Annotated in this window: 18 protein-coding genes; 14 read left to right on the forward strand and 4 right to left on the reverse strand. The window is 66.9% G+C overall.

Going from position 1 to position 19,715, the window contains the following annotated elements; translation table 11 throughout:
- Positions 1-171 precede the first annotated feature (171 nt).
- The 4 genes from LBC97_03295 (at position 172) to LBC97_03310 (ending at position 6,295) form a co-directional block, all read left to right on the forward strand.
- Complete coding sequence (locus tag LBC97_03295) at positions 172-960, forward strand: succinate dehydrogenase cytochrome b subunit (protein MDR2565082.1); 789 nt, start codon at positions 172-174, stop codon at positions 958-960.
- On the forward strand, positions 957-2,957 hold the full coding sequence (locus tag LBC97_03300; GenBank protein MDR2565083.1) for a fumarate reductase/succinate dehydrogenase flavoprotein subunit: 2,001 nt from the start codon (positions 957-959) through the stop codon (positions 2,955-2,957). Before LBC97_03295 ends, LBC97_03300 begins: the two co-directional genes overlap by 4 nt.
- Positions 2,954-3,706, forward strand: a complete 753-nt coding sequence (locus tag LBC97_03305; GenBank protein ID MDR2565084.1) for a succinate dehydrogenase/fumarate reductase iron-sulfur subunit — start codon at positions 2,954-2,956, stop codon at positions 3,704-3,706. Before LBC97_03300 ends, LBC97_03305 begins: the two co-directional genes overlap by 4 nt.
- Positions 3,707-3,955: 249 nt before the next feature.
- The gene (locus LBC97_03310; GenBank protein ID MDR2565085.1) at positions 3,956-6,295 is read left to right on the forward strand and encodes a penicillin-binding protein; all 2,340 of its coding nucleotides are present in this window, start codon (positions 3,956-3,958) and stop codon (positions 6,293-6,295) included.
- Positions 6,296-6,305: 10 nt separating this feature from the next.
- Here LBC97_03310 and LBC97_03315 read toward each other — a convergent pair whose 3' ends face one another.
- Positions 6,306-7,367, reverse strand: a complete 1,062-nt coding sequence (locus LBC97_03315; GenBank protein MDR2565086.1) for a hypothetical protein — start codon at positions 7,365-7,367, stop codon at positions 6,306-6,308.
- A 64-nt stretch (positions 7,368-7,431) separates the two neighbouring features.
- Between LBC97_03315 and LBC97_03320 the strand changes: the two genes are divergently transcribed.
- Together LBC97_03320 and LBC97_03325 are read left to right on the forward strand one after the other, a co-directional pair.
- Positions 7,432-7,773, forward strand: a complete 342-nt coding sequence (locus LBC97_03320) for a type II toxin-antitoxin system VapB family antitoxin (protein MDR2565087.1) — start codon at positions 7,432-7,434, stop codon at positions 7,771-7,773.
- A complete protein-coding gene (locus LBC97_03325) occupies positions 7,763-8,368 on the forward strand; it encodes a LytR C-terminal domain-containing protein (GenBank protein MDR2565088.1) in 606 nt (201 codons plus the stop codon). Before LBC97_03320 ends, LBC97_03325 begins: the two co-directional genes overlap by 11 nt.
- A gap of 476 nt (positions 8,369-8,844) precedes the next feature.
- Here LBC97_03325 and LBC97_03330 read toward each other — a convergent pair whose 3' ends face one another.
- Positions 8,845-9,849, reverse strand: coding sequence for a LacI family transcriptional regulator (locus tag LBC97_03330; protein MDR2565089.1), 1,005 nt, complete (start codon positions 9,847-9,849; stop codon positions 8,845-8,847).
- Between the two features lie 143 nt (positions 9,850-9,992).
- On the opposite strand from LBC97_03330, the gene LBC97_03335 reads away from it, so the two are divergent.
- From LBC97_03335 to LBC97_03370, 8 genes are read left to right on the forward strand one after another with little or no spacing between them, the layout of a single operon-like run.
- Positions 9,993-11,615: an ABC transporter substrate-binding protein gene (locus tag LBC97_03335; GenBank protein MDR2565090.1), complete on the forward strand. Its 1,623-nt coding sequence runs from the start codon at positions 9,993-9,995 to the stop codon at positions 11,613-11,615.
- Positions 11,616-11,637: 22 nt separating this feature from the next.
- Positions 11,638-12,609 carry an ABC transporter permease gene (locus LBC97_03340; GenBank protein ID MDR2565091.1) on the forward strand — a complete coding sequence of 324 codons (972 nt, stop codon included), beginning with the start codon at positions 11,638-11,640 and terminating at the stop codon, positions 12,607-12,609.
- A complete protein-coding gene (locus tag LBC97_03345) occupies positions 12,606-13,436 on the forward strand; it encodes an ABC transporter permease (GenBank protein MDR2565092.1) in 831 nt (276 codons plus the stop codon). The genes LBC97_03340 and LBC97_03345 overlap by 4 nt, the downstream gene beginning before the upstream one ends.
- 48 nt (positions 13,437-13,484) lie before the next feature.
- Entirely contained in the window at positions 13,485-14,360 is an 876-nt protein-coding gene (locus tag LBC97_03350) for an ABC transporter ATP-binding protein (GenBank protein ID MDR2565093.1), read from the forward strand.
- Complete coding sequence (locus LBC97_03355) at positions 14,357-15,148, forward strand: dipeptide/oligopeptide/nickel ABC transporter ATP-binding protein (GenBank protein ID MDR2565094.1); 792 nt, start codon at positions 14,357-14,359, stop codon at positions 15,146-15,148. The genes LBC97_03350 and LBC97_03355 overlap by 4 nt, the downstream gene beginning before the upstream one ends.
- Positions 15,145-16,164, forward strand: a complete 1,020-nt coding sequence (locus LBC97_03360) for a P1 family peptidase (GenBank protein ID MDR2565095.1) — start codon at positions 15,145-15,147, stop codon at positions 16,162-16,164. The genes LBC97_03355 and LBC97_03360 overlap by 4 nt, the downstream gene beginning before the upstream one ends.
- 3 nt (positions 16,165-16,167) lie before the next feature.
- Positions 16,168-16,809, forward strand: a complete 642-nt coding sequence (locus tag LBC97_03365) for an FMN-binding negative transcriptional regulator (protein ID MDR2565096.1) — start codon at positions 16,168-16,170, stop codon at positions 16,807-16,809.
- Positions 16,810-16,832: 23 nt separating this feature from the next.
- Positions 16,833-17,906: a C45 family peptidase gene (locus LBC97_03370; protein MDR2565097.1), complete on the forward strand. Its 1,074-nt coding sequence runs from the start codon at positions 16,833-16,835 to the stop codon at positions 17,904-17,906.
- A 478-nt stretch (positions 17,907-18,384) separates the two neighbouring features.
- Here the strand turns inward: LBC97_03370 and LBC97_03375 are convergent, their stop codons facing one another.
- The gene (locus LBC97_03375; GenBank protein ID MDR2565098.1) at positions 18,385-18,588 is read right to left on the reverse strand and encodes a substrate-binding domain-containing protein; all 204 of its coding nucleotides are present in this window, start codon (positions 18,586-18,588) and stop codon (positions 18,385-18,387) included.
- Between the two features lie 491 nt (positions 18,589-19,079).
- On the reverse strand, positions 19,080-19,715 hold a 636-nt coding region (locus LBC97_03380), incomplete at its 5' end, for an ECF transporter S component (GenBank protein MDR2565099.1).

Consider the following 19,715-nt stretch of genomic DNA (forward strand, 5'->3'; position numbering starts at 1 on the left):
GGGCACCGGGAAAAACCCGAATAACGCATCACGAGCGTAGCGAAAACTGCGTGCTGACCAGCTATTTTGGCGGAATCTTGTGAAAATCTGGGGTTGATTCATGGGGTAAGTTGGATGCACGGCGTATGCCTAGTTTCATGTTCGTACACGAGTGGCGCCTGGAGGTTCTGAGTGAGTTCAGGGATTCAAGAGCGGTCTGACATCGATCAGATCCCGGTGGCGAAACGGCCCGCCACCTCGCCGCCGCCCCGTCCGCAGACGTGGGTGCTGAAAGTCATCATGGCCACCACAGGATCGATCTTCGTCCTGTTCCTACTGTTTCACCTGGCGGGGAACCTCAAGGTCTACCTGCCTGACGACCCGCAGGGGCACTTCAACGAGTACGCCCACTGGCTGAGGACCTTGCTCAACCCGCTGCTGCCGGGCTCGACCTTCCTGTGGGCGTTCCGCGCCGTCATGGCGCTCGCGCTCTGCCTGCACGTCTACTCCGGCCTGACGCTGTGGATCAGGGCGCACCGGCTGCGGGGACGGCACGCCCGCAAGGTGCACGCCACCAAGCACCACCTGACCGGTCGGACCATGTTGTGGTCCGGGCTGATCATCCTGTGCTTCATCATCTTCCACCTGCTGGATCTGACCATAGGGCGGGTGGTGGACTCGAAGGAGTTCTCCACGAGGCCCACCTACACCCTTGAGGGCGGGGAGGTGGTGGCAGACGCCTATTCGAACCTGGTCCACTCCTTCCAGCGGCCGTCCGTCGCCGTCTTCTACGTGGTGGTGATGGTCGTGATCGCGTTCCACCTCAGCCACGGCATCTGGTCCATCATCAACGACTTCGGCGCCACCGCCCACCGGACCCGGTTGGTCTTCCTCTTCCTGGCGGACCTGGTGGCGCTGATCATTGTGATCGGCAACGCCTCCATTCCGTTGGCGGTCCTGGCGGGAGGGATAACGCTATGAACGCCACACCGGACACACCCGTTAGCGAGCAGAAAGGCGCCCAAGTGGCCACTGAGATCGACCGGCTCCGGGTAGTGGGCAAGCCGCTGGACGGCCACCTGCCGGACGTCCACCCGCGCGACGCCTGGACCGACCGCAAACTGCACTACAACCTGGTCAACCCCAACAACCGGCGCAAGTTCAAGGTGATCGTGGTCGGCACCGGCCTGTCGGGGGCGGGCGCCGCCGCCGCGCTGGGCGAACTGGGCTACGACGTGGACGTGTTCTCATTCCACGACGTGCCGCGGCGCGCCCACTCGATCGCCGCGCAGGGCGGCATCAACTCGCCGCGCGCCCGCAAGGTCGACAACGACTCCATCGACCGGTTCGTCAAGGACACGGTCAAGGGCGGCGACTACCGCGGCCGCGAGGAGGACGCCTACCGCCTGGGCGAAGAGGGCATCCGCGTGATCAACCACATGCAGGCGATCGGCGCGGCGTTCGCCCGCGAGTACGGCGGCCAGTTGGCCACCCGCTCGTTCGGCGGCGTCCAGGTGTCCCGCACCTACTACACCAGGGGCCAGACCGGCCAACAGCTGGAATTGGCGGCCGCCCACGCGCTGTCGCGCCAGGTGGCGGCCGGGACGTGCAAACTGCACTCCCGCCAGGAGATGCTGGACCTGATCGTCAAAGACGGCCGCGCCCAGGGGATTGTGGTGCGCGACCTGGTCACCGGCAAGGTCAGGGCGCAGACCGCGCACGCGGTGATCCTGTGCACCGGCGGCTACGGCAACATCTACTACAAGGCCACGTTGGCGAAGAACTCCAACGCCACGGCGATTTGGCGGGCCTACAAGCGCGGCGCGTACTTCGCCAACCCGTGCTTTGTGCAGATCCACCCGACCGCCCTGCCGCTCATGTCGAAGTGGCAGTCGAAGAAGACGCTCATGTCGGAGTCGCTCCGCAACGACGGCCGCATTTGGGCGCCGCGCAAGAAGCAAGACGACCGCGACCCGAACACCATCCCCGAAGAGGAGCGCTTCTACTTCCTGGAAGAGCGCTACCCCGCCTTCGGCAACCTGGTGCCCCGCGACGTGGCGTCCCGGAACATCCGCGAGCGGATCGACGCCGGCTACGGCGTTGGCCCCCTGCACAACGCGGTCTACCTGGACTTCCGCACCGGCATTGAGCGCCTGGGCGTCAAACTCATCCGCGAGCGCTACTCGAACCTGTTCAACATGTACGAGGAGCTGACCGGCGAAGACCCGTACAAGACCCCCATGCGGATCGCCCCGTCGGTCCACTTCACCATGGGCGGGCTGTGGACGGATTACGACCAGATGACCTCCATTCCGGGGCTGTTCATTGGCGGCGAGGCGGGTTGGGCCTATCACGGCGCGAACCGCCTGGGTGCCAACTCGCTCCTGTCCGGTTGCGTGGACGGCTGGTTCACCTTGCCCTACGCCGTGCCGAACTACCTGGCCGGGCTGTTGGGCCAGGCCGCGCTAGACCCAGGCGACCAGGCGGTCAGGGACACCGTTAAGTACGTGCAAGACGGGATTGACCACCTGCTCAGCATTGACGGCACCTATGGGCCGGACCACTTCCACGAGCAGCTCGGCGCCATCTTGGACCGGTACGCATCGGTCTCCCGCGACCCGGAAGGGCTGGCCACCGCGATCGGGGAAATCCGCAAGCTGCGGGAGGAGTTCTGGCGGGACGTCAAAGTGGTCGGCGAAGGCGACCGGCTCAACCAGGAACTGGAAACGGCCGGCCGCGTGGCGGACTACCTCGAACTGGGCGAACTGCTGTGCATTGACGCCTTGGACCGCGACGAATCGGCGGGCGCGCACTTCCGCACCGACCACGAGATCGACGGGGAAGCCAAGCGCGACGACGAGGACTGGTGCTTCTGCTCCGCCTGGGAGTACCCCGGCGACCCGAGCGCGAGGCCCATCCGCAACTTCGAACCTCTGACCTTCCGGGCCGTGCCCCTCCAGCAAAGGAACTACAAGTGAGACTGATCCTTGAAGTGTGGCGTCAGGACGGCCCTGATGCCGAAGGAAGCTTCGAAACCCACGAGATCAACGACGCGACGCCGGAAATGTCGCTTCTGGAGTTGCTCGACCGCCTGAATCATCAGCTGGTCGAGGACGACCAGGACCCGGTCGCCTTCGAGTCCGACTGCCGCGAAGGGATTTGCGGCACCTGCGGGCTGGACGTCAACGGGGTCCCGCATGGTCCGGAGGACAACGTGCCGGCTTGCGGCCAGCACGTCCGCTCCTTCTCGGACGGCCAGACGGTCCGCTTCACGCCGTTCAGGGCGAAGTCCTTCCCGGTGGTCCGCGACTTGATTGTGGACCGGACCGGCCTGGACCGGATCATCCAGGCAGGCGGCACCATCTCGGTTGACGCCGGCACGGCCCCGGACGCGGACACCCTGCTGGTGACGCATGACGACGCGGAGCGGGCGCTCGACTTCGCCGCGTGCATCGGCTGCGGCGCGTGCGTGTCGGCCTGCCCGAACGGCGCGGCGTACCTGTACACCGGAGCGAAGCTGTCCCACCTGGCCCTGATCCCGCACGGCAAGGAGGAACGCGCCAAGCGGGCCCGTTCAATGATCACGCAGATGCAGCACGAGTTCGGCCCTTGCTCGCAGATCGGCGAATGCGCGCTGGCCTGCCCGGCGAACATTCCGCTGGTGGCGATCGCGGCGGTCAACCGCGAGCGCCTGCGGGCCGGCTTCAAGAAGGGCAAGCCCAACTAACCCGCCAACAACAAGGCGCCCGGTGCCGCGGGGCCGCCAACGTGACCGAGGTCGCGGAGGCGCCCACACGGCATCGGGCACCCGTCGTTAACCTCCAAAAACGCCCACGACTGTCCCCACCATTCAAACCGGGGACGGTCATTTCTTTGAACGACGGGGACACACATGAAGCGGCGGGGGCGCGGGGCCCGGTGAGGTTCCCACCACAGGCGGATGAACCGGGGGCCGTGCTCACGTACTCTGTATCCCGTGGTTAAGCGAGCGCTGCGCATGGGCGGCAAATGGACGGTCGGCCTGGCCGGCTTCATGGTGATTTCGCTGGCGTGCGGGGTTCTCGCGTCGGCGCTGTTCCTCCCGGTCGTGGCGATCGCCGACGTGGCGACGGACACCGGGACCAAGGTGCTGGACGCGGTGCCCGCGGAACTTCAAATGCCGGAACTGTCGCAACGCTCCTACATGTACGCCTCAGACGGCACCACTCTGCTCGCCACGTTCTACGCCCAAAACCGCGTGGTGGTGGGCCTGGACGACATCTCCGAGCCGATGCAGCACGCCGTGATCGCCTTGGAGGACCGGCGCTTCTATGAGCATTCGGGCGTGGACGTCCAAGGCATGGCCAGGGCGTTCATCAACAACTCGGTCAACGAGGACGACGTCCAAGGCGCCTCGACCCTGACCCAGCAGTTCGTCAAGAACTCCCTCATCCAAAAGGCGGCGCTGGAGGGCGACGAGGAAGCCGCCGACGCGGCCATCGAGGTCAATTACGGCCGCAAGCTCCGCGAGGCCAAGATGGCCGTCGAACTGGAAAAGAAGTACGGCAAGGACAGGATCCTCGAGGGCTACCTGAACATCGCGCAGTTCGGCCCGTCGCTCTACGGCGTGGAGGCGGCCGCGAACTACTACTTCGGCGTCAGCGCCAAGGACCTGACCCCCGTCCAAGCGGCCACGATCGCGGCGATCACCCAAAAGCCGAACGGCCTGGACCCGGAGCAGTTCCCGGAGGCGAACAAGCCTCGCCGGGACGACGCGCTGCGCGCCATGCTCCGCGACAAGTACATCACGCAGGCGGAATTCGACGAGGCGATCGCCGTCGACGTGACCGAATCGCTCGACATCCACCCGACCCCCGCCAGCTGCGACGCCGCGGACGCGCTGAACGCCGGGTTCTTCTGCGACTACGTGGTGGCGGAACTGCTCCGCTCGGAGGCGTTCGGAGAGGATTCCGAGACGCGGGGCGCCTTGCTGCAACGGGGCGGCCTCCACATCACCACGACAATCGACTTGAAGATGCAGAACGACGCGATGAACGCGATCGAGACCAAGGTGCCAATGGGGGACCCTTCGGGGGTCGCGCAAGCCTTGACCGCGGTTGAGCCCGGCACCGGCGAGATCAAAGCGATGGCCCAAAACCGCCACTACAAAGGCGGCCAGACGGACGATGCGACCACGACCGCCGTCAACTACAACGTGGACCTCAAGTACGGCGGCTCCTCCGGTTTCCAGCCCGGATCGACCTTCAAGCCCTTCATCTTGGCGCAGTGGCTGACCGCCGGCCACGCGTTGCGGGAGACGTTCGACGGCTCGAAGAACCACTACGTCAAGGACCGCTGGCCGGCCAAATGCATGGACGGCGGGACGGTCTGGGTCGAGGACTGGCCGGTGTCAGGCGGCGCCAGGAAGAACAACACCGCGCTCCAGGCGACCATTAGCTCAATGAACGCCTCCTACGCGGCCATGCTGCGCAAACTCGATCTGTGCGAGGTCCGCGACCTGGTCGCGGCGATGGGCGTGCAGCGGGCGGACGGCAACGAGTGGCAGGTGCTCCCCTCAATGGTCTTGGGGTCCAACGAGGTCTCCCCGCTGTCCATGGCGGGCGCGTACGCCACCTTCGCCTCGGGCGGCATCTACTGTCCCCCAACCTCGATCAAGTCGGTGACGGACGCCTCCGGCGAGGAAATCGCGCTCCCGGAACGGGAATGCCGCCGGGTCCTTGACGAAGGGGTGGCCAACGCCGTCAGCTTCGCCTTGCGGTCTGCGGTCGCCGGCGGCACGGGCACGGCCGCGAGGATCACGGACGGCCGTCAAACGGCGGGCAAGACCGGCACCACGGATGATTCGAAGGCCGCCTGGTTCTGCGGCTACACCCCGCAGTTGGCGGCGGCGATCTGGGCTGGCTACCCCGGAGAGCAGAAGGTCCTGCGGGGCACGATCGGCGGCCGGTACTACTCCGGAGCGTTCGGCGGCGACCTGTCGGCCCCCGTTTTCAGCCACTTCATGTCCAACGTGCTGGAAGGCACGGAGAAGCTGACGTTCGGCCCGGTCCCGAAGAAGCTCGACGTGGGCAACCCCATCCGGGTGCCGTCGGTGCTCGGACTCAGCCCCAAGGACGCCAAGAAGAAGCTGGAAACCGAGAACTTCAAGGTCGAAGTCGCCAAAGAAAAGGTCGCCTCCGACAAATACGCGGCCGGCACCGTCGCGGAGCAGGACCCCTCCAGTTGGTCCTACCCCGGCAACACGATCACCCTGAAGCTGTCTTCCGGCCCGCCGCCCAAGCCCGCGGCGTCTTCCCCGGCCCCGGCCCGCGGTTAGAACGGCCGGGTTACCCGGCCCGCCGCAGACGTTGGGTCGCCTCTTGCAGGTGCCCGATGCCGTCCGCCAACGCCGCGTCGTCAATGTCCCGGTGGGTGACCAGCCGGACGGCCGGCCCCATGGTCAGACAGCCGACCCCCGCCTCCTGCCACGCCTTCGCGAGCTGAGTCGCCGTGAAGCCTGCGTCCGGGCCTGGTTCGGCCATCACTATGTTGGTGGGCGGCTCCTCGGCCACCAGTCCCAGGTCCCGCAGGGCGCTCGCCAATTCGGCCGCCCGCCGCCGGTCCTCGTCAATGCGGGGCAGCTCCTCCTCCAAAGCCACCAGCGCGGCCGCCGCCAGCACCCCGGATTGGCGGAGCCCGCCGCCGAAGGCTTTGCGCCAGCGCCGGGCGCGCTCAACGAACGCGCGCGAGGCGCAAAGCATTGAGCCGACCGGCGCGCCCAGGCCCTTCGAGAAGCAGACGCTGACCGTGTCTGGTTGGCCCAAAGCCTCGGCGGGGCTGACGCACTGGGCGGCGGCGGCGTGCCAAAGGCGGGCGCCGTCAACGTGGACGGCCCACCCGGCTTGGTGGACGGCATCGTACAACTGGCGGGCCAAACGCCAAGGGATGAAGTGGCCGCCGGCGTGGTTGTGGGTGTTCTCCAGGCAGACCAGGCGCGTGATCAACTCGTAGTAGGCGGGTTGGGCGGACTCCTCCGCGGCGATGGCCTGAATATCGGCCGGGGCGGGCACCCCCGGGGCGTAGGACCAGGGGAGCTCCAGGGGGATGCCGCCCGCGATCCAGGCGGCGGTGCCCAACTCGTGAGACAGCACGTGGGCGTGCCTGGGCGCCAGGAAGCGTTCGCCGCGGCCCAGGTGCGTGGTCAACGCGACCAGGTTGGACATGGAGCCGGACGGCATGAAAAGACCCGCTTCCTGTCCCAACAGCGCCGCTGTGCGGGCTTCCAGTTCGGCAACGGTGGGATCGCGGTCAATCACGTCGTCGCCGGTGGGGGCGGCCGCCATCGCGCGGCGCATCGATTCGGAGGGCTGGGTGACCGTGTCGGATCGGAAATCGACTTTGATAGCCATGCATCAGTTATATCGCCCCGGTGAAGGACCCGGCGCGGGCGCGGATTACGTAGACTAGCCGATTGTGATCTTCCGCTCCATCGCCGACTCGAGGCCGTATCCGGATCACGGATTCGTGTCCTCGCGGCAATGGTCGCGGGTTCCACCCCGCCAGGTGCGCCTCGCCGAGTTAATCACCACCAAGTCGACGCTGGACTTGGCCAGCTTGCTGTCCGAGGATTCGACCTTCTACGGGGACCTGTTCGCCCACGTGGTCTACTGGCAGGGCGCCTACTATCTGGAGGACGGGCTGCACCGGGCGGTGCGGGCGGCCTTGCGGGGCCGGGGCACCCTGCACGCGCGGGTGCTGAACCTGGACGAGTTGGAAACCGGGCCGGCAGACGGAGGTCAGGCCGATGGCTCCTAGCACCCCGGAGTCGCGCCGCCAGCATCTGCGCTGGCGCCAGGCGACCATCTATTCGTTGCTGGTCGGCGGGCTGATCGTGGTGGCGGCCTGGGCGATCGGCATGTGGACGGGCCAACTGCAGCCCATGTTCAACGACGATTTCAAGTACAAGCCCACCGAAAGCCCCCAGGCGCAGATGGCGCCCTGCCCGGTCGGGGCCGGCGCGACCTATCCGGCCGTGACCGCGGTCACCGTCAAGGTTCTGAACGGCACCAACAAGGACGGCTTGGCCGGCAACACCGCCCAGGCCTTGGCCGCCCAGGGCTTCCCCGGACCCGCGACGGGCAACGCCCTGCCCTATGAGGGCGTCGCCAGGCTGGTGGCCGGAGGCGAAGGCGTCAACCAGGCCTACACGCTCCTGGAATTCTTCCCCGAGGGGACCATCATCACGATCGACCGGCGCGAGGGCACCTTGGTGGACGCGATCCTCGGCTCCGAGTTCGTCTCGCTCCGAGCCCCCGAGGAGATCGGCTTCGACCCGGCCGCGACGATTGAGCCGCTGCCCTCCTGCCGCCAACTTGATGAGATCCTGAGCCAGGGCGCCGAAGGCGACTGATGGGGGCCGCTGCCCTTCCCACGCCGCCGCCACCCTGCCACCCGGCAGATCCCGCGCCCGCCGTGCCTCCGCCGCATGTCCCCGCAGTTCCTTTCCCGCAACCTCACCTGGCGGCTGTCCGTTTCTCCCCGAAGCGGGGGTTTTCGGCTCGCTTCGGGGAGAAACGGACAGGTCTGGGTTGGGCTCGTTAACGGTCTGGCACGCTGACCTGGGACGATGCCGTGTTGCCGGTTGGCGGCATCGGGCGCGGTTGTCCGTTTCTCCCCGAAGCGGGGGTTTTCGGCTAGCTTCGGGGAGAAACGGACAGGCGTGGGTTGGGCGCGTTGACGGTCTGGTCCGCTGACGTGCGACGATGCCGTAGGGCGGGTTGGCGGCATCGGGCGTGGTTGTCCGTTTCTCCCTGAAGCGGGGGTTTTCGGCTCGCTTCGGGGAGAAACGGACAGGGGCCCAGCCGACGCGTGGATGAAGGACTCTGATCACGCCGGCAGGCGCGCCGTGGAGGCGCGGCGGACCACGCGGACGGCGTGCTCGACCTGGGTATTGGCCGGTGCCGTTCCGGCCACTATGTCGAACAGGAGACGGGCGCAGGTGGCGCCTGCCTCACGTGGGCGCACGTCGATCGCGGTGATCGGCGGGTTGTGCATTTCCAAGCGGTCGGAGTCGACGCAGGCTGCGACGGCAAGGGTGCGCCCTATTTCGTGGCCGGCCAGAGCCAAGACCGAGGCGATTTCGACGGCTGAGCCGTCCGGGCCGCAGACCAACGCGTCAATGTCAGGATGCCTGGCGAGCAGGTCGGCCGCAGTTTCGCGCATCTGTGCCCAAGTCGCCTCATAGGGCAGAGTCGCCGTCAGCGGCTCGCAGCGGCGGTCGCGGCACCATTCGGTGTATCCCAATGCCACCTGGCGGGACCATTCGACGGTTCCCTCGCAGGCCAATAGGGCAGGCCGACGGGCGCCGCTGGCGGCCACCTCGTCCATCAACTCGTGAATTGCCTCGCGGTGGCGCGACCAAACCAGGCCGTCCGGCGCTGGTCCCTCCGGCACCGGTTCGCAGGTAACGACGGTGATCGGCGAGCCTGCCAGGGCGGCGATGAAGGGGTCGTCAACGCGAGGGTCGGAAATGAGCAGGCCGTCGGCGCGCAACGGCCTGAGGCCTGCGCGTGCGGACAGATCGGCGACGATCGCCAGGTCGTAGTCGTGGCGGGTCGCTTCGGCCAGTGCGCCGAAGGCGAAGGACATGTAGTAGCTGGAACGGTTGAGCGCCTCTGGCAGCGCCAAGGCGATGACTCCGGTGGAGGTTCCACGCAGGTGCCGGGCCGCGCTGTTCGGCACATACCCCAATTCGGTGGTGGCTTGAGCCACTCGCTCGCGGGTTCGAGGCGCGACCCGACCTCGGCCGGTCAAGGCGTCCGAAGCGGTGGTAACGCTGACTCCCGCGCGTTGGGCGACGTCAACGAGGGTCGCGCGGCGGGGGCGTGACATGGCCCAAGTGTACTGCGTGTTAATTCTGTGTTGCCATTCGCCGTTTGTTCTTCCTTTTGCCCCCGCGATGTGGTTAGCATCAGACCTGTGCCGGAACGTTCCGGCTCCAGTTAGCACCAACTATGCCTCAAGAGGAGCCCCATATGAGCCATCCACGAGCCCTCGTCGCCTTTGGCGCGGCAGGCGCAGTCGCCATCGCCTTGGTCTCTGGCTGCTCCGGTCCAAGCGAACCGAACCCCAGTGGGTCCGGTGCCACGATCACGACGCCTGGTGCCGAAGAGCCATTCATCGCTCGAGTCGATCCCAAGGCTCCTTCAGGCGGACAGCTAACCGTTCAGTTAGATTACGACGCCGCCGAACTTGGCGGCCTCGACCCGGCCGCAGCGACCGTGGCACGGGCGTGGATGATTGAAGGTCTGGTCTACGAAACCCTTGTGAACATCGATGAAAGCCTTTCCCCGGTGCCGGGACTGGCGCTCTCTTGGTCAAGGCCAGATGATGTCACCTACGTTTTTCAGCTTGACCCGGCCGCGACTTTTTCCAACGGCCGGACCATGACCGCGGAAGATGTGGTCGGCAGTCTTGACCGTCTCCGCAACAGCGAAAACGTCTGGGCAGCCCAACTCGGGCCGATCACCTCGGTCAGTGTGACCGGTGAGCATGAGGTCACGGTGGTCCTGGCGAGTCCCTACACGCCATTCCTGCCGGCGCTGGCCAACACCCCGGCGGCAGTTCTCCCGATCGCGGAGTTGGAGGCTGGCGAATTCGACCCGGTCACCGAAATGCTGGGGACCGGCCCCTTCGTTGTGGATGAGCACCGCCAGGACGAATACTGGGATTTCTCGCTCAATCCGCATTACGCAGACGAATTGGGCGTCTCCTCGCTGCGCCTAGACATCGTTGCCGAGGAGACCGCGCGGGTAGCGAGTTTGAAGAACGGCAATTCGGACCTGTCCATCTTCAACTCCGTGGATTCGGTGGGCGAACTGTCGGCCGCCGGCCTGACTTCGGCAGCGCAGCGGAACACCGACTTCTACTATCTGGTGGTCAACTCGCGTTCGTCCAACGAGAAACTCGCAGACCCGGCGGTTCGGGCCGCCGTCAACGCCGCCGTAGACCGCGATCAACTGAACGAACTGGTCTTCAACAACCAGTCCGGTGCCACAGGCGTGACCCCGGCCTCGTTGCCGGACGCCTGCGATCCGGCCGAGTTGCCATCCGCACGGGCGGACATTGAAGGCGCCAAAGCGGTGATCGACGCAATCGGCGGTCTGGACGTGAACCTGATCGTATACACGGATGAGCCGGTGCTTGCGGAAATGGCCCAGGTGATGCAGCAACAGTTAACGCGAATCGGGGTGACTACGAAGATCGAGCAATACGACTTCGCGACCTACTCCGCCAAGGTTTACGGGGACCCGTCCGATTTCGATTTGGCTTTGAACTGGTACGCCGGGTACGCCGATCCTTCCATGGTGACCCGCTGGTGGAGCCCTGACCTGGCTGGATTCTCCAGCGTCTTCATGCGCGGGTCGGACGAACTGGATCGACTGATCGAGGCCGGGGCCGCTACTCCGTCCGGCGAGGCTCGTGCTCAAGTCCTGACCGACCTCTGCGTCGAGGCTGATGAGGGATCGGAGATGATCGCGCTGCTTGCACGCCCAGCAATCCTCGGTTGGAACGCCGGTGCCGTCAGCCCCACGTTGGCGGCTCGTGAAGGCTACGGAAACTTCTTGCGCCACATTGCGGAATACCGGGCGAGCTAGCGGCGCGGGCTCGGGGACGAACATGTCGGCGGCGATTACGGTGTTCAAGCGCGTGGGACTCGCGTTGGGCACACTGGTGGCGTCGACAATGGTCGTCTTCGGGGCGATGCGCCTGCTGCCGGGGAATTACGCCGACTTGATACTGGGGCCTTTCGCTTCGGACGCCGCCAAAGCCGAGGCAACCGCCCGACTGGGGCTGGACCAGTCCGTGGCGGTGCAGTATTGGCGCTGGCTCACCGCTTTGGCGCGTGGCGATTTCGGCACGTCTTTTGTCAGTGGCACGCCGATCGCCGAAGAACTGGCCCTGCGACTGCCCGTTACGATCGCAATAGCCTGCGGAGCAGGGCTGGCGGCGGTCGTGCTGGGGACCGGGTTGGGTTTGATCAGCGCGGTCCACGCCCGCGGCGGCGCTGGAGGTGCCGGGGGCCGCTTGCTCAGCGCCCTGGGCATCTCGATCCCCGAGTTCGTGTTGGGCGGCGTGGTGGTCTACGCGGTGTCAAGCCTGGGGATCGGGTCGTTGGTCGGAGCGTTCGCTGCACCGGGCCAGGACTGGCAGGCCTTCGCGCTGTCAATGATCCTGCCGACTGCGGTGCTCTCCGTTTTCTGCGTTTCCGCAACTGCCCGCACCACGCGCGATGCCGTGCTCTCAGTCTTGGTCGAACCGCACGTCACCGCTTCGGTCTCGCGAGGGGAGACTCCTTGGTTCATCATCCGCCATCACGTCATGCGCAACGCCTCAATTCCGGTGCTGACTCAAACTGCCACCATTGTGGCGGGCATGCTCGGCGGCGCCGTCATCGTGGAGTCCGTCTTCGACGTTCCCGGTGTGGGCTCCTACCTGGTCCAGGCTTTGGGTCGGCGCGATTATGGGGTGGTGCAAGCTGGCGTGGTGCTGGCGGCGGCTGTCTTCTTGGCCTCAGGGCTGATTGCGGATCTCGCCGCGCTGGCTATCGATCCGAGGCTGCGGTCTTCTGGGCGTGGGAGCAGGCGGTGAGGGCGCGGCGGCGGCCAGACGTGTTGATGATTTGCGCCGCGTCGACGCTGGCGATCATGGTGATCGCCACCGTTGCCTGGAAGGTGGCGGGGTTCGGCGGTTCCGCTGAGGAGACTGTCGGCCCGCGCCTGCAACCGCCGTCCGCGGCTTGGCCGTTGGGCACCGACACTTTGGGTCGTTCTTTGATGCCGCGAGTGCTTGAGGGAATCGGCACCACTCTGGTGCTCTGCGCGACTGCGGTGGCGGTGTCTGCGGTGTTGAGCGTACTGCTGGGGATGCTGGCCGGGTACTTGGGTGGAGCTGTCAGCGAGGGAGTCTCCCGGTTGGTGGATCTGGTGTATGCCTTTCCGGCGCTGGTGCTCGCGATCCTGGTCTCGGCGGTGCTGGGCCCCGGCCGCAAAGCGGCTATCATCGCGATCGTCTTCATCACCATCCCGCTGATGACGCGGATGGTGCGAGCCGCCTCCCGAAGCGTGGCCGGGAGGGACTTCGTGACCGTGGCCCGGATAGCAGGAGTCTCAACCCCGCGCATTCTGGCCACCCACATCGCCCCCAACATTGCCGGCACAATCGCAATTCAAGTGAGTTACGCCCTGTCTGTGGCGATCCTCGTTGAGGGCGGATTGAGTTTCCTGGGGTACGGGGTTCAGGTGCCCTCGGCTTCGCTCGGGTCGCTGGTTGGCAACGGAATGGGGCAGCTCACCACGGCGCCTTGGCTGGTGATTGCCCCGGGAACCGCCCTGGTGGCTTCGATTGTGTCGATCAACGTGATCGGGGACGCCCTCTGCGACCGGTTCGAACCGCGTCAGACCAGGGAGTTGTCGTGATTGGCGCGCCTCGCGCGACAGGGCACGCCGCCTGTTGCGGGAGCGGTCATGGGTAACGCCGTCGAAGTCCGAGGCCTGCGGCTGGACTACGTCAACGGCCAACGCCGCGTCCGGGCCCTGGACGGAGTTGATCTGACACTAGAGCGGGGAAGGGCCGTGGCGATCGTTGGGGAATCCGGTGCCGGCAAATCGACCTTGGCGGCGGTGATCGGGCGTCTGGAGCCACGGGGCGCCGAACTGGTCGAGGGCCTGGTCCGTGTGGCGGATCTCGACGTGTTCGCGCTGGATCCGGGTGCGAGGCGTCGGTTCCGCCGTGAGCACGTGGGATACGTTCCACAGGACCCCATCGCCGCGCTTGATCCGACCATGCGGATAGGACGGCAACTGGCGCTGGCCCTCAAACTCCACAATTTGCCAGCAAGTCCGGAATGCTGCGGTGCGATGTTGGCAGAAGTGGCCATGGCCGACCCGCAGCGAGTGGCACGGCTCTATCCGCTGGGCCTGTCCGGCGGCATGGCACAGCGGGTGGCCATTGCCCTGGCGCTGATCGGCAAACCGCAGGTGGTCATCGCAGACGAGCCGACGGCGGCTCTCGACGCCAGCGTCCGCGAGGAGGTCATAACCCTGTTGTTCCGTAAGGCGCGGGAGATCAATGCGGGCATCCTCTGGCTCAGCCACGACTTGCGGGCGGTGACGCGCTGGTGCGACGACGTGGCTGTCATGCGCCGGGGTCGGGTGGTGGAACACGGCCCAGCCGCCCGCGTCCTGACTGATCCCTCCCACCCGTACACCCGCCACCTGGTGGATTCTGATCCTGCCCGAATCAAGCCTGGCCAGAAGCTCGAAGCACTTCGAGGGCCGTTTAGCGACGAGTCTGCGGATGAAGATCCCGATCCATGCGTTGAGGAGGGCGGCCACCCGTGAGCACAGTCGAGCCCGTCCCCAGGTCCGCCCCGGTAATCGAGTTGAAGGACGTGAGCGTGGCCTTCACTAGCGGCCATGGCCGCCGCCGGCGCGTTCTGAAGGCGATGGACCGAGTCAACTTGGCCATCCATGCGGGCGAGACGCTCGGCTTGGTCGGCGAATCTGGTTCCGGGAAAACCACCACCGCCCAGGTTGCCTTGGGGCTGCGGCGCTGGGATTCGGGAACCGTCACCTTCGCCGGAGAACCCCTCACCCGCCGCCTCCGTGACCGGGCCGGACGGGTGGCGGCCGTCTTCCAACACCCGCTGTGGTCACTCGACCCGAAGCACAGCGCCCTCGAAGCCGTCTGCGAACCGCTTCACGTGACGGCTCGCGGCTTGCCAGCGGCAACGCGGCGAGAGCGGGCGGCGGCCATGTTGCGAGACGTGGGCCTGGGTGAGGACTACGCTCAACGCCGTCCGCACGAGTTGTCAGGCGGCCAGCGTCAACGGGTCTCGATTGCCCGCGCCCTGGTCACAAACCCTGAGTTCATAGTCTTTGATGAGGCTGTCAGTGCCCTCGACGTCTCGGTGCAGGCCCAGATCCTGGCCCTGCTCACCGCCTTGCAGAGCCAACATTCGTTTGCCGCCCTGTTTATCTCTCACGACTTGGCTGCTGTGCGTTATGTGTCCCATCACGTCGCCGTCATGGTCCAAGGCCGGATCGTAGAGCAGTCCGACACCCAAACGTTTTACGCCGGAGCGGCCCATCCCTACTCGAAGCAACTGATTGAGGAGCTCAACCGATGACTAACCCCCCGCGCCCTGCCCCGTTCCACGTTGGCCAAGGCGGCCCGACCAACCGGACCGCGCGGCCTAGGGCCAGTTTCAGCGCCGGACGCGGAGAAGTCGTTTTCGACTTTCCGGGCGTGCGAATCGGCACGGCCGAATACGCCGAGGGTCCCACCGGGGCCACCGTCTTGGCCTTCGAACGTGCCCTGCCGACTGCTGTCGACCGGCGGGGCGGCGCCATCGGCGCGACCGGTTGCTACCCCGAGAACCACGCCATCTGCCTGGCTGGCGGGTCCGTCTACGGACTGGCTGCCGCCGCCGGCGTGGCCGAGGCGCTGCTCGAGGAGGACGGTGCTAAAACGGCCTTCGACCAACTCAAGTTGGTCAGCGGAGCGATCATCTACGACTTCTCGGTCAGGCGCAACGCGGTTTTTCCGGACGCCGCCCTGGGCGCGGCCGCCCTGGCCGCCGCTCGCGAAGGCCGCGCGTCCTTTGGGCGAGTTGGCGGGGGCATTGGAGCGTCAGTCGGCAAAGTCGATCCCGTGCGCGGCGAATTCGCTGGTCAAGGAGTCGCCTTTGAGCAGGTCGGGCCAGTCAAAGTCCTGGTGGTGAGTGTGGTCAACGCCGTCGGCGTAGTAGTCGGGCGCGACGGCCGGGTGGTGCGGGGGAATTGCGACCGTGCCACCGGACGAAGGTGCCTGCCGGTCGAAGACTGGCGTGACGGCATCGGCCGTCTGGAGCCAGTCCGCGTCAGCGGCGGCAACACGACCGTCACGGCCGTCGTGACGAACATCGCCTTGGCGCCGCCGGATTTGGCGCAGTTTGCGGCGCAAGTGCATTCCTCGATGCACCGCGCCATCCAACCGTTTCACACCGCCCTCGACGGTGACATCCTGTTCGCGGTCACCACCGAGGATGTGACCTGGTCGGCATGTCTCGGCAGTGGGTTTGAGGACCAGGCGGCTGTTTCGGTGGCACTGGGTGCCCTTGCCGGCGAGGTCGCCTGGGATGCAGTCCTGGCGGCGGTTGACTGAGCCATGCATACCTTTGCCCAGTTCACCACGGGATCAAGCCACGCGCGCCAGATCATTGCGCGCCATCCGCTGGCTTTGGTGGTCGCCGTGATCTGTGACGCCTGGCCCGAAGGCGTCCACGTCCCGGTGGTGTTCGCCAATGACGAGGCCCCGGACGCCCCTGTGGTGGGCAGCGAACTGGTCGGCCACATGGCCCGGTCGAATCCCCTTTTGACGGAATTGCGGCGTGACGGCCGGGCGCTGGCGGTGTTCACCGGGCCGGGCTGTTACGTCTCGCCAACTGCGACCGGGGTGGAGCCGGACGTTCCTACCTGGGATTACGCGGCCGTCCACGTGCGCGGCAGGGTGGCGATCGTGGACGACGAAGCCGGCTGTTTGAAGATTGTCACGCGAACGGTCGAGGCGTTCGAGGCCCTCGAACCGGTTCACTGGGACATGGCCGGTTCGCTGACGCTGTTCCGGAGGATTGTCCGCGACGCCGTTGGCTTCCGACTGCGCGTGGAGGCAATGGATGAGATGGTCAAAATGAGCCAGGACCTGGCGCCGGAAACCCGACGGCGGATCGCTCAAGCCGCGAGCGAGCGTGGGGGGGACGGCGCCGAGGTGGCGGAATGGATCAGAAGAACGGGTGGCGAACAGGCTTGAAGATACACACTTGGTCGGCTGAGGTGGGTCAAGCTGATGCCGCTGAGGCCTTCGGCGCTCACTTCGCCTCGTTAATCCAGCGCGCCGTGCGCGAATACCGGTGGCTGTTCGACGTGCTGGGCTTGGAGCCGGGGACAGTTCGGCGGCTCGCCTTGGAAGGGCTTGACGCGCTTCGAGACTGGGCACCCGACCTGGCGATGGAAGTGCAGGCCTTGGCGCGGGGCGCCGGGTTGCCTGTGGAGGACGCGGCCATGCTTTCGGCGCGGACCGAAATCCTGGCGGCGGCCTCACGGGGATCCGGCCGCGAGTGTTCGACCGCAGTGCACCTGCCGGCCGACGGATCGGCGCCGCGCACTCTCCAGACTTGGGATTGGCTCGACTGTGTATGCGGGCACGCGGCTGTTCGCCACATGGCCAGCCCCGGTCCGGGCAGGCTGGGGTTGTGGATGTTCACCGAAATGGGGCAAATCGGGAAGGTTGGGGTCAACTCCGCCGGTCTGGGCTTGCACTTCAATATCCTGAACCACGAGTCTGACTCCGGCTTGGCTGGGGTGCCGGTCCACGCCGTGGCGCGGCGCATAGTCGACACGGCCGAAGACTTGGCTGCGGCCACCGAGATCGCTGCTTCGGCGCGGGTGGCGGCATCGACGGCGATGACTGTCGCTGTGTCGGCGCGGCCCGGCCGCGCGGCTGGAGCCGTGTGCCTGGAGGTCAGCCCCGCGAAGGTCGAGGTCCTAGGACTGGAAAAGGGGGGCACCCTGGTCCATACCAACCATTTCCTGTCCCCCTCTCTGGCCTGTGGCGACATCAGCCCGCATCTAGCTGAGTCGCGCGAGCGCTTCACCGAATTGGTTGCCCGAGCAGACGGCGTCAGGGAACCGGACTCGCTCAGGCGAGTGACGGCCCTGGCCGGGCGGGACGCTGGTGGCTGTCTGACCGTCATGTCCGGTCCGGACACCCCCGCCGAGGAATTCTGGGTCACCAAGGCGACGGTCTGCCTGGAACTGGATCCTCCGGGTTTGGCCTTCTGCGAGGGCGGCCTGGCCGCAGCCAGCCCTCAGACCTGGCGCCGCATCCCGCCGGCGTCTCCCGTGTGAGCAGTGGTGGCGCGCCGCGCTGCACGGGAAACCTCGCACTGAACCCTTGGGCGCTGAATCTGCTACTTCTTCGGCGCGGGGCGGTGGATGCTGTGCCCCACTCATTTCCAACAACCCCAAACGCAGACTTCCGTGTACAGACGTTACTGAGAAGCCGACCGGGGGACCTCCCCGGCCCCGGTCGGGCTTGGGACGGTCTGGTCCGCTGACCTGCGACGATGCCGCGGGGCGGGTTGGCGGCATCGGGCGCGGTTGTCCGTTTCTCCCCGAAGCGGGGGTTTTCGGCTCGCTTCGGGGAGAAACGGACAGGCGTGGGTTGGGCGCGCCAACGGTCTGGTCCGCTGACCTGCGACGATGCCGTGTGGCCGGTTGGCGGCATCGGGCGCGGTTGTCCGTTTCTCCCCGAAGCGGGGGTTTTCGGCTAGCTTCGGGGAGAAACGGACAGGGGGCCAGCCGACGCGTGGATGAAGGACTCTGATCACGCCGGCAGGCGCGCCGTGGAGGCGCGGCGGACCACGCGGACGGCGTGCTCGACCTGGGTATTGGCCGGTGCAGTTCCGGCCACTATGTCGAACAGGAGACGGGCGCAGGTGGCGCCTGCCTCACGTGGGCGCACGTCGATCGCGGTGATCGGCGGGTTGTGCATTTCCAAGCGGTCGGAGTCGACGGGCCCTGGCGGCACAAGAAGCGCCAATCGGCGACCCGGCCGCAAAGGAAGCGCCAATGGGCGACCCGGTGGCACAAGAAACGCCAGTCGACGCCGAGTGGCGGATCCTGTAACACTTGAGCTGCCCAGCGGCGGATTCTGTGCCGTCCTTGGCCCTCCACCTCGTCGAGCGCTGGATAATGTACACCACTCGGCGAAGTGCAACTCTCTGACCAGCGCAAACGTAAGATCGCCCGGACAAAACACGCCACTCGCCGAAAGGCCCGGACATAATACGCCGCTCGGCGTGCCGGCGGCACAGGAGACGCCAGCGGGCGGCTCGGCGGCGCACCAGACGCCAGCCGACGGGTCGGCGGCATAGGGAACGCCATTCGGCGGGTCGCCTGCCCGGTGGACTTGAGGTGCCACGGGCTTCGGGCGGGTCCGTGGTGGTCGCTGGCGGGGACGTGTGGGAACTGATCCGACAAGCGCCATGGAGGGGCTCGGGGAACGTCCGGTCTTGGCGGTCAGGCGGGTCCGAAGGCGGCGCGGGCGCCGGCGCGGCGGAGCAGGGCGAGGATGGGGCGGCCGAGCGCGATCAGGGCTGCGGCGCAGGTGATCGCGCGGACGGTGTCCCAGGAGGTGGTGGAGGTGACCAGGGTGAAGACCAGGAAATGGCCCCAGTTGGCGGCCGCCGTGGCGGCCGGGTCGAACCCGATCCCGCTGGCCGCGGTTCCGGCGCCGGCCAGGGACGGCCAGAACCACAGGTTCATGAGCGCGCCGAACAGGTAGCTGGCCGCCACCCCGTAGGCGGCCAGCATGGCGATCTCGGCCCGCCCGGCGGCCCGCCTGGGGAGCAGGCCCGCGCCCGCCGCGATCCAGGCTGAGCAGGCCATCTGCATCCCCAGCCACGGCCCGACCCCGCCCGTGAGGAGCGCGGACGCGAGGAGGGACACCCCGCCCAGCGCGAACCCGAACCCCGGCCCGAACGCCCGCCCGCCCAGGATCAGCAAGAAGAAGACGGTCTCCACGCCGCCGATCCCGGAGCCGAGCGGCCGGACCGCCGCGATCGCGGCGGACAGCACGCCCAGCAGCGCCAGGGTCTTCGCGTCCATGCCGCCCTCCAGCACCTGCGCCAGGATCAGCAGCATCATGGCCGGCAG

The organism is Bifidobacteriaceae bacterium, from assembly GCA_031281585.1.
In the GTDB taxonomy this organism is placed as follows: domain Bacteria; phylum Actinomycetota; class Actinomycetes; order Actinomycetales; family WQXJ01; genus JAIRTF01.

Bases quoted from the DNA above. Each gene is read 5' to 3' on its own strand.
- LBC97_03335 (MDR2565090.1), top strand. From the start codon at position 9,993: ATGAGCCATCCACGAGCCCTCGTCGCCTTTGGCGCGGCAGGCGCAGTC.
- LBC97_03360 (MDR2565095.1), top strand. From the start codon at position 15,145: ATGACTAACCCCCCGCGCCCTGCCCCGTTCCACGTTGGCCAAGGCGGC.
- LBC97_03340 (MDR2565091.1), top strand. From the start codon at position 11,638: ATGTCGGCGGCGATTACGGTGTTCAAGCGCGTGGGACTCGCGTTGGGC.
- LBC97_03350 (MDR2565093.1), top strand. From the start codon at position 13,485: ATGGGTAACGCCGTCGAAGTCCGAGGCCTGCGGCTGGACTACGTCAAC.
- LBC97_03365 (MDR2565096.1), top strand. From the start codon at position 16,168: ATGCATACCTTTGCCCAGTTCACCACGGGATCAAGCCACGCGCGCCAG.
- LBC97_03330 (MDR2565089.1), bottom strand. From the start codon at position 9,849: ATGTCACGCCCCCGCCGCGCGACCCTCGTTGACGTCGCCCAACGCGCG.
- LBC97_03315 (MDR2565086.1), bottom strand. From the start codon at position 7,367: ATGGCTATCAAAGTCGATTTCCGATCCGACACGGTCACCCAGCCCTCC.
- LBC97_03300 (MDR2565083.1), top strand. From the start codon at position 957: ATGAACGCCACACCGGACACACCCGTTAGCGAGCAGAAAGGCGCCCAA.
- LBC97_03325 (MDR2565088.1), top strand. From the start codon at position 7,763: ATGGCTCCTAGCACCCCGGAGTCGCGCCGCCAGCATCTGCGCTGGCGC.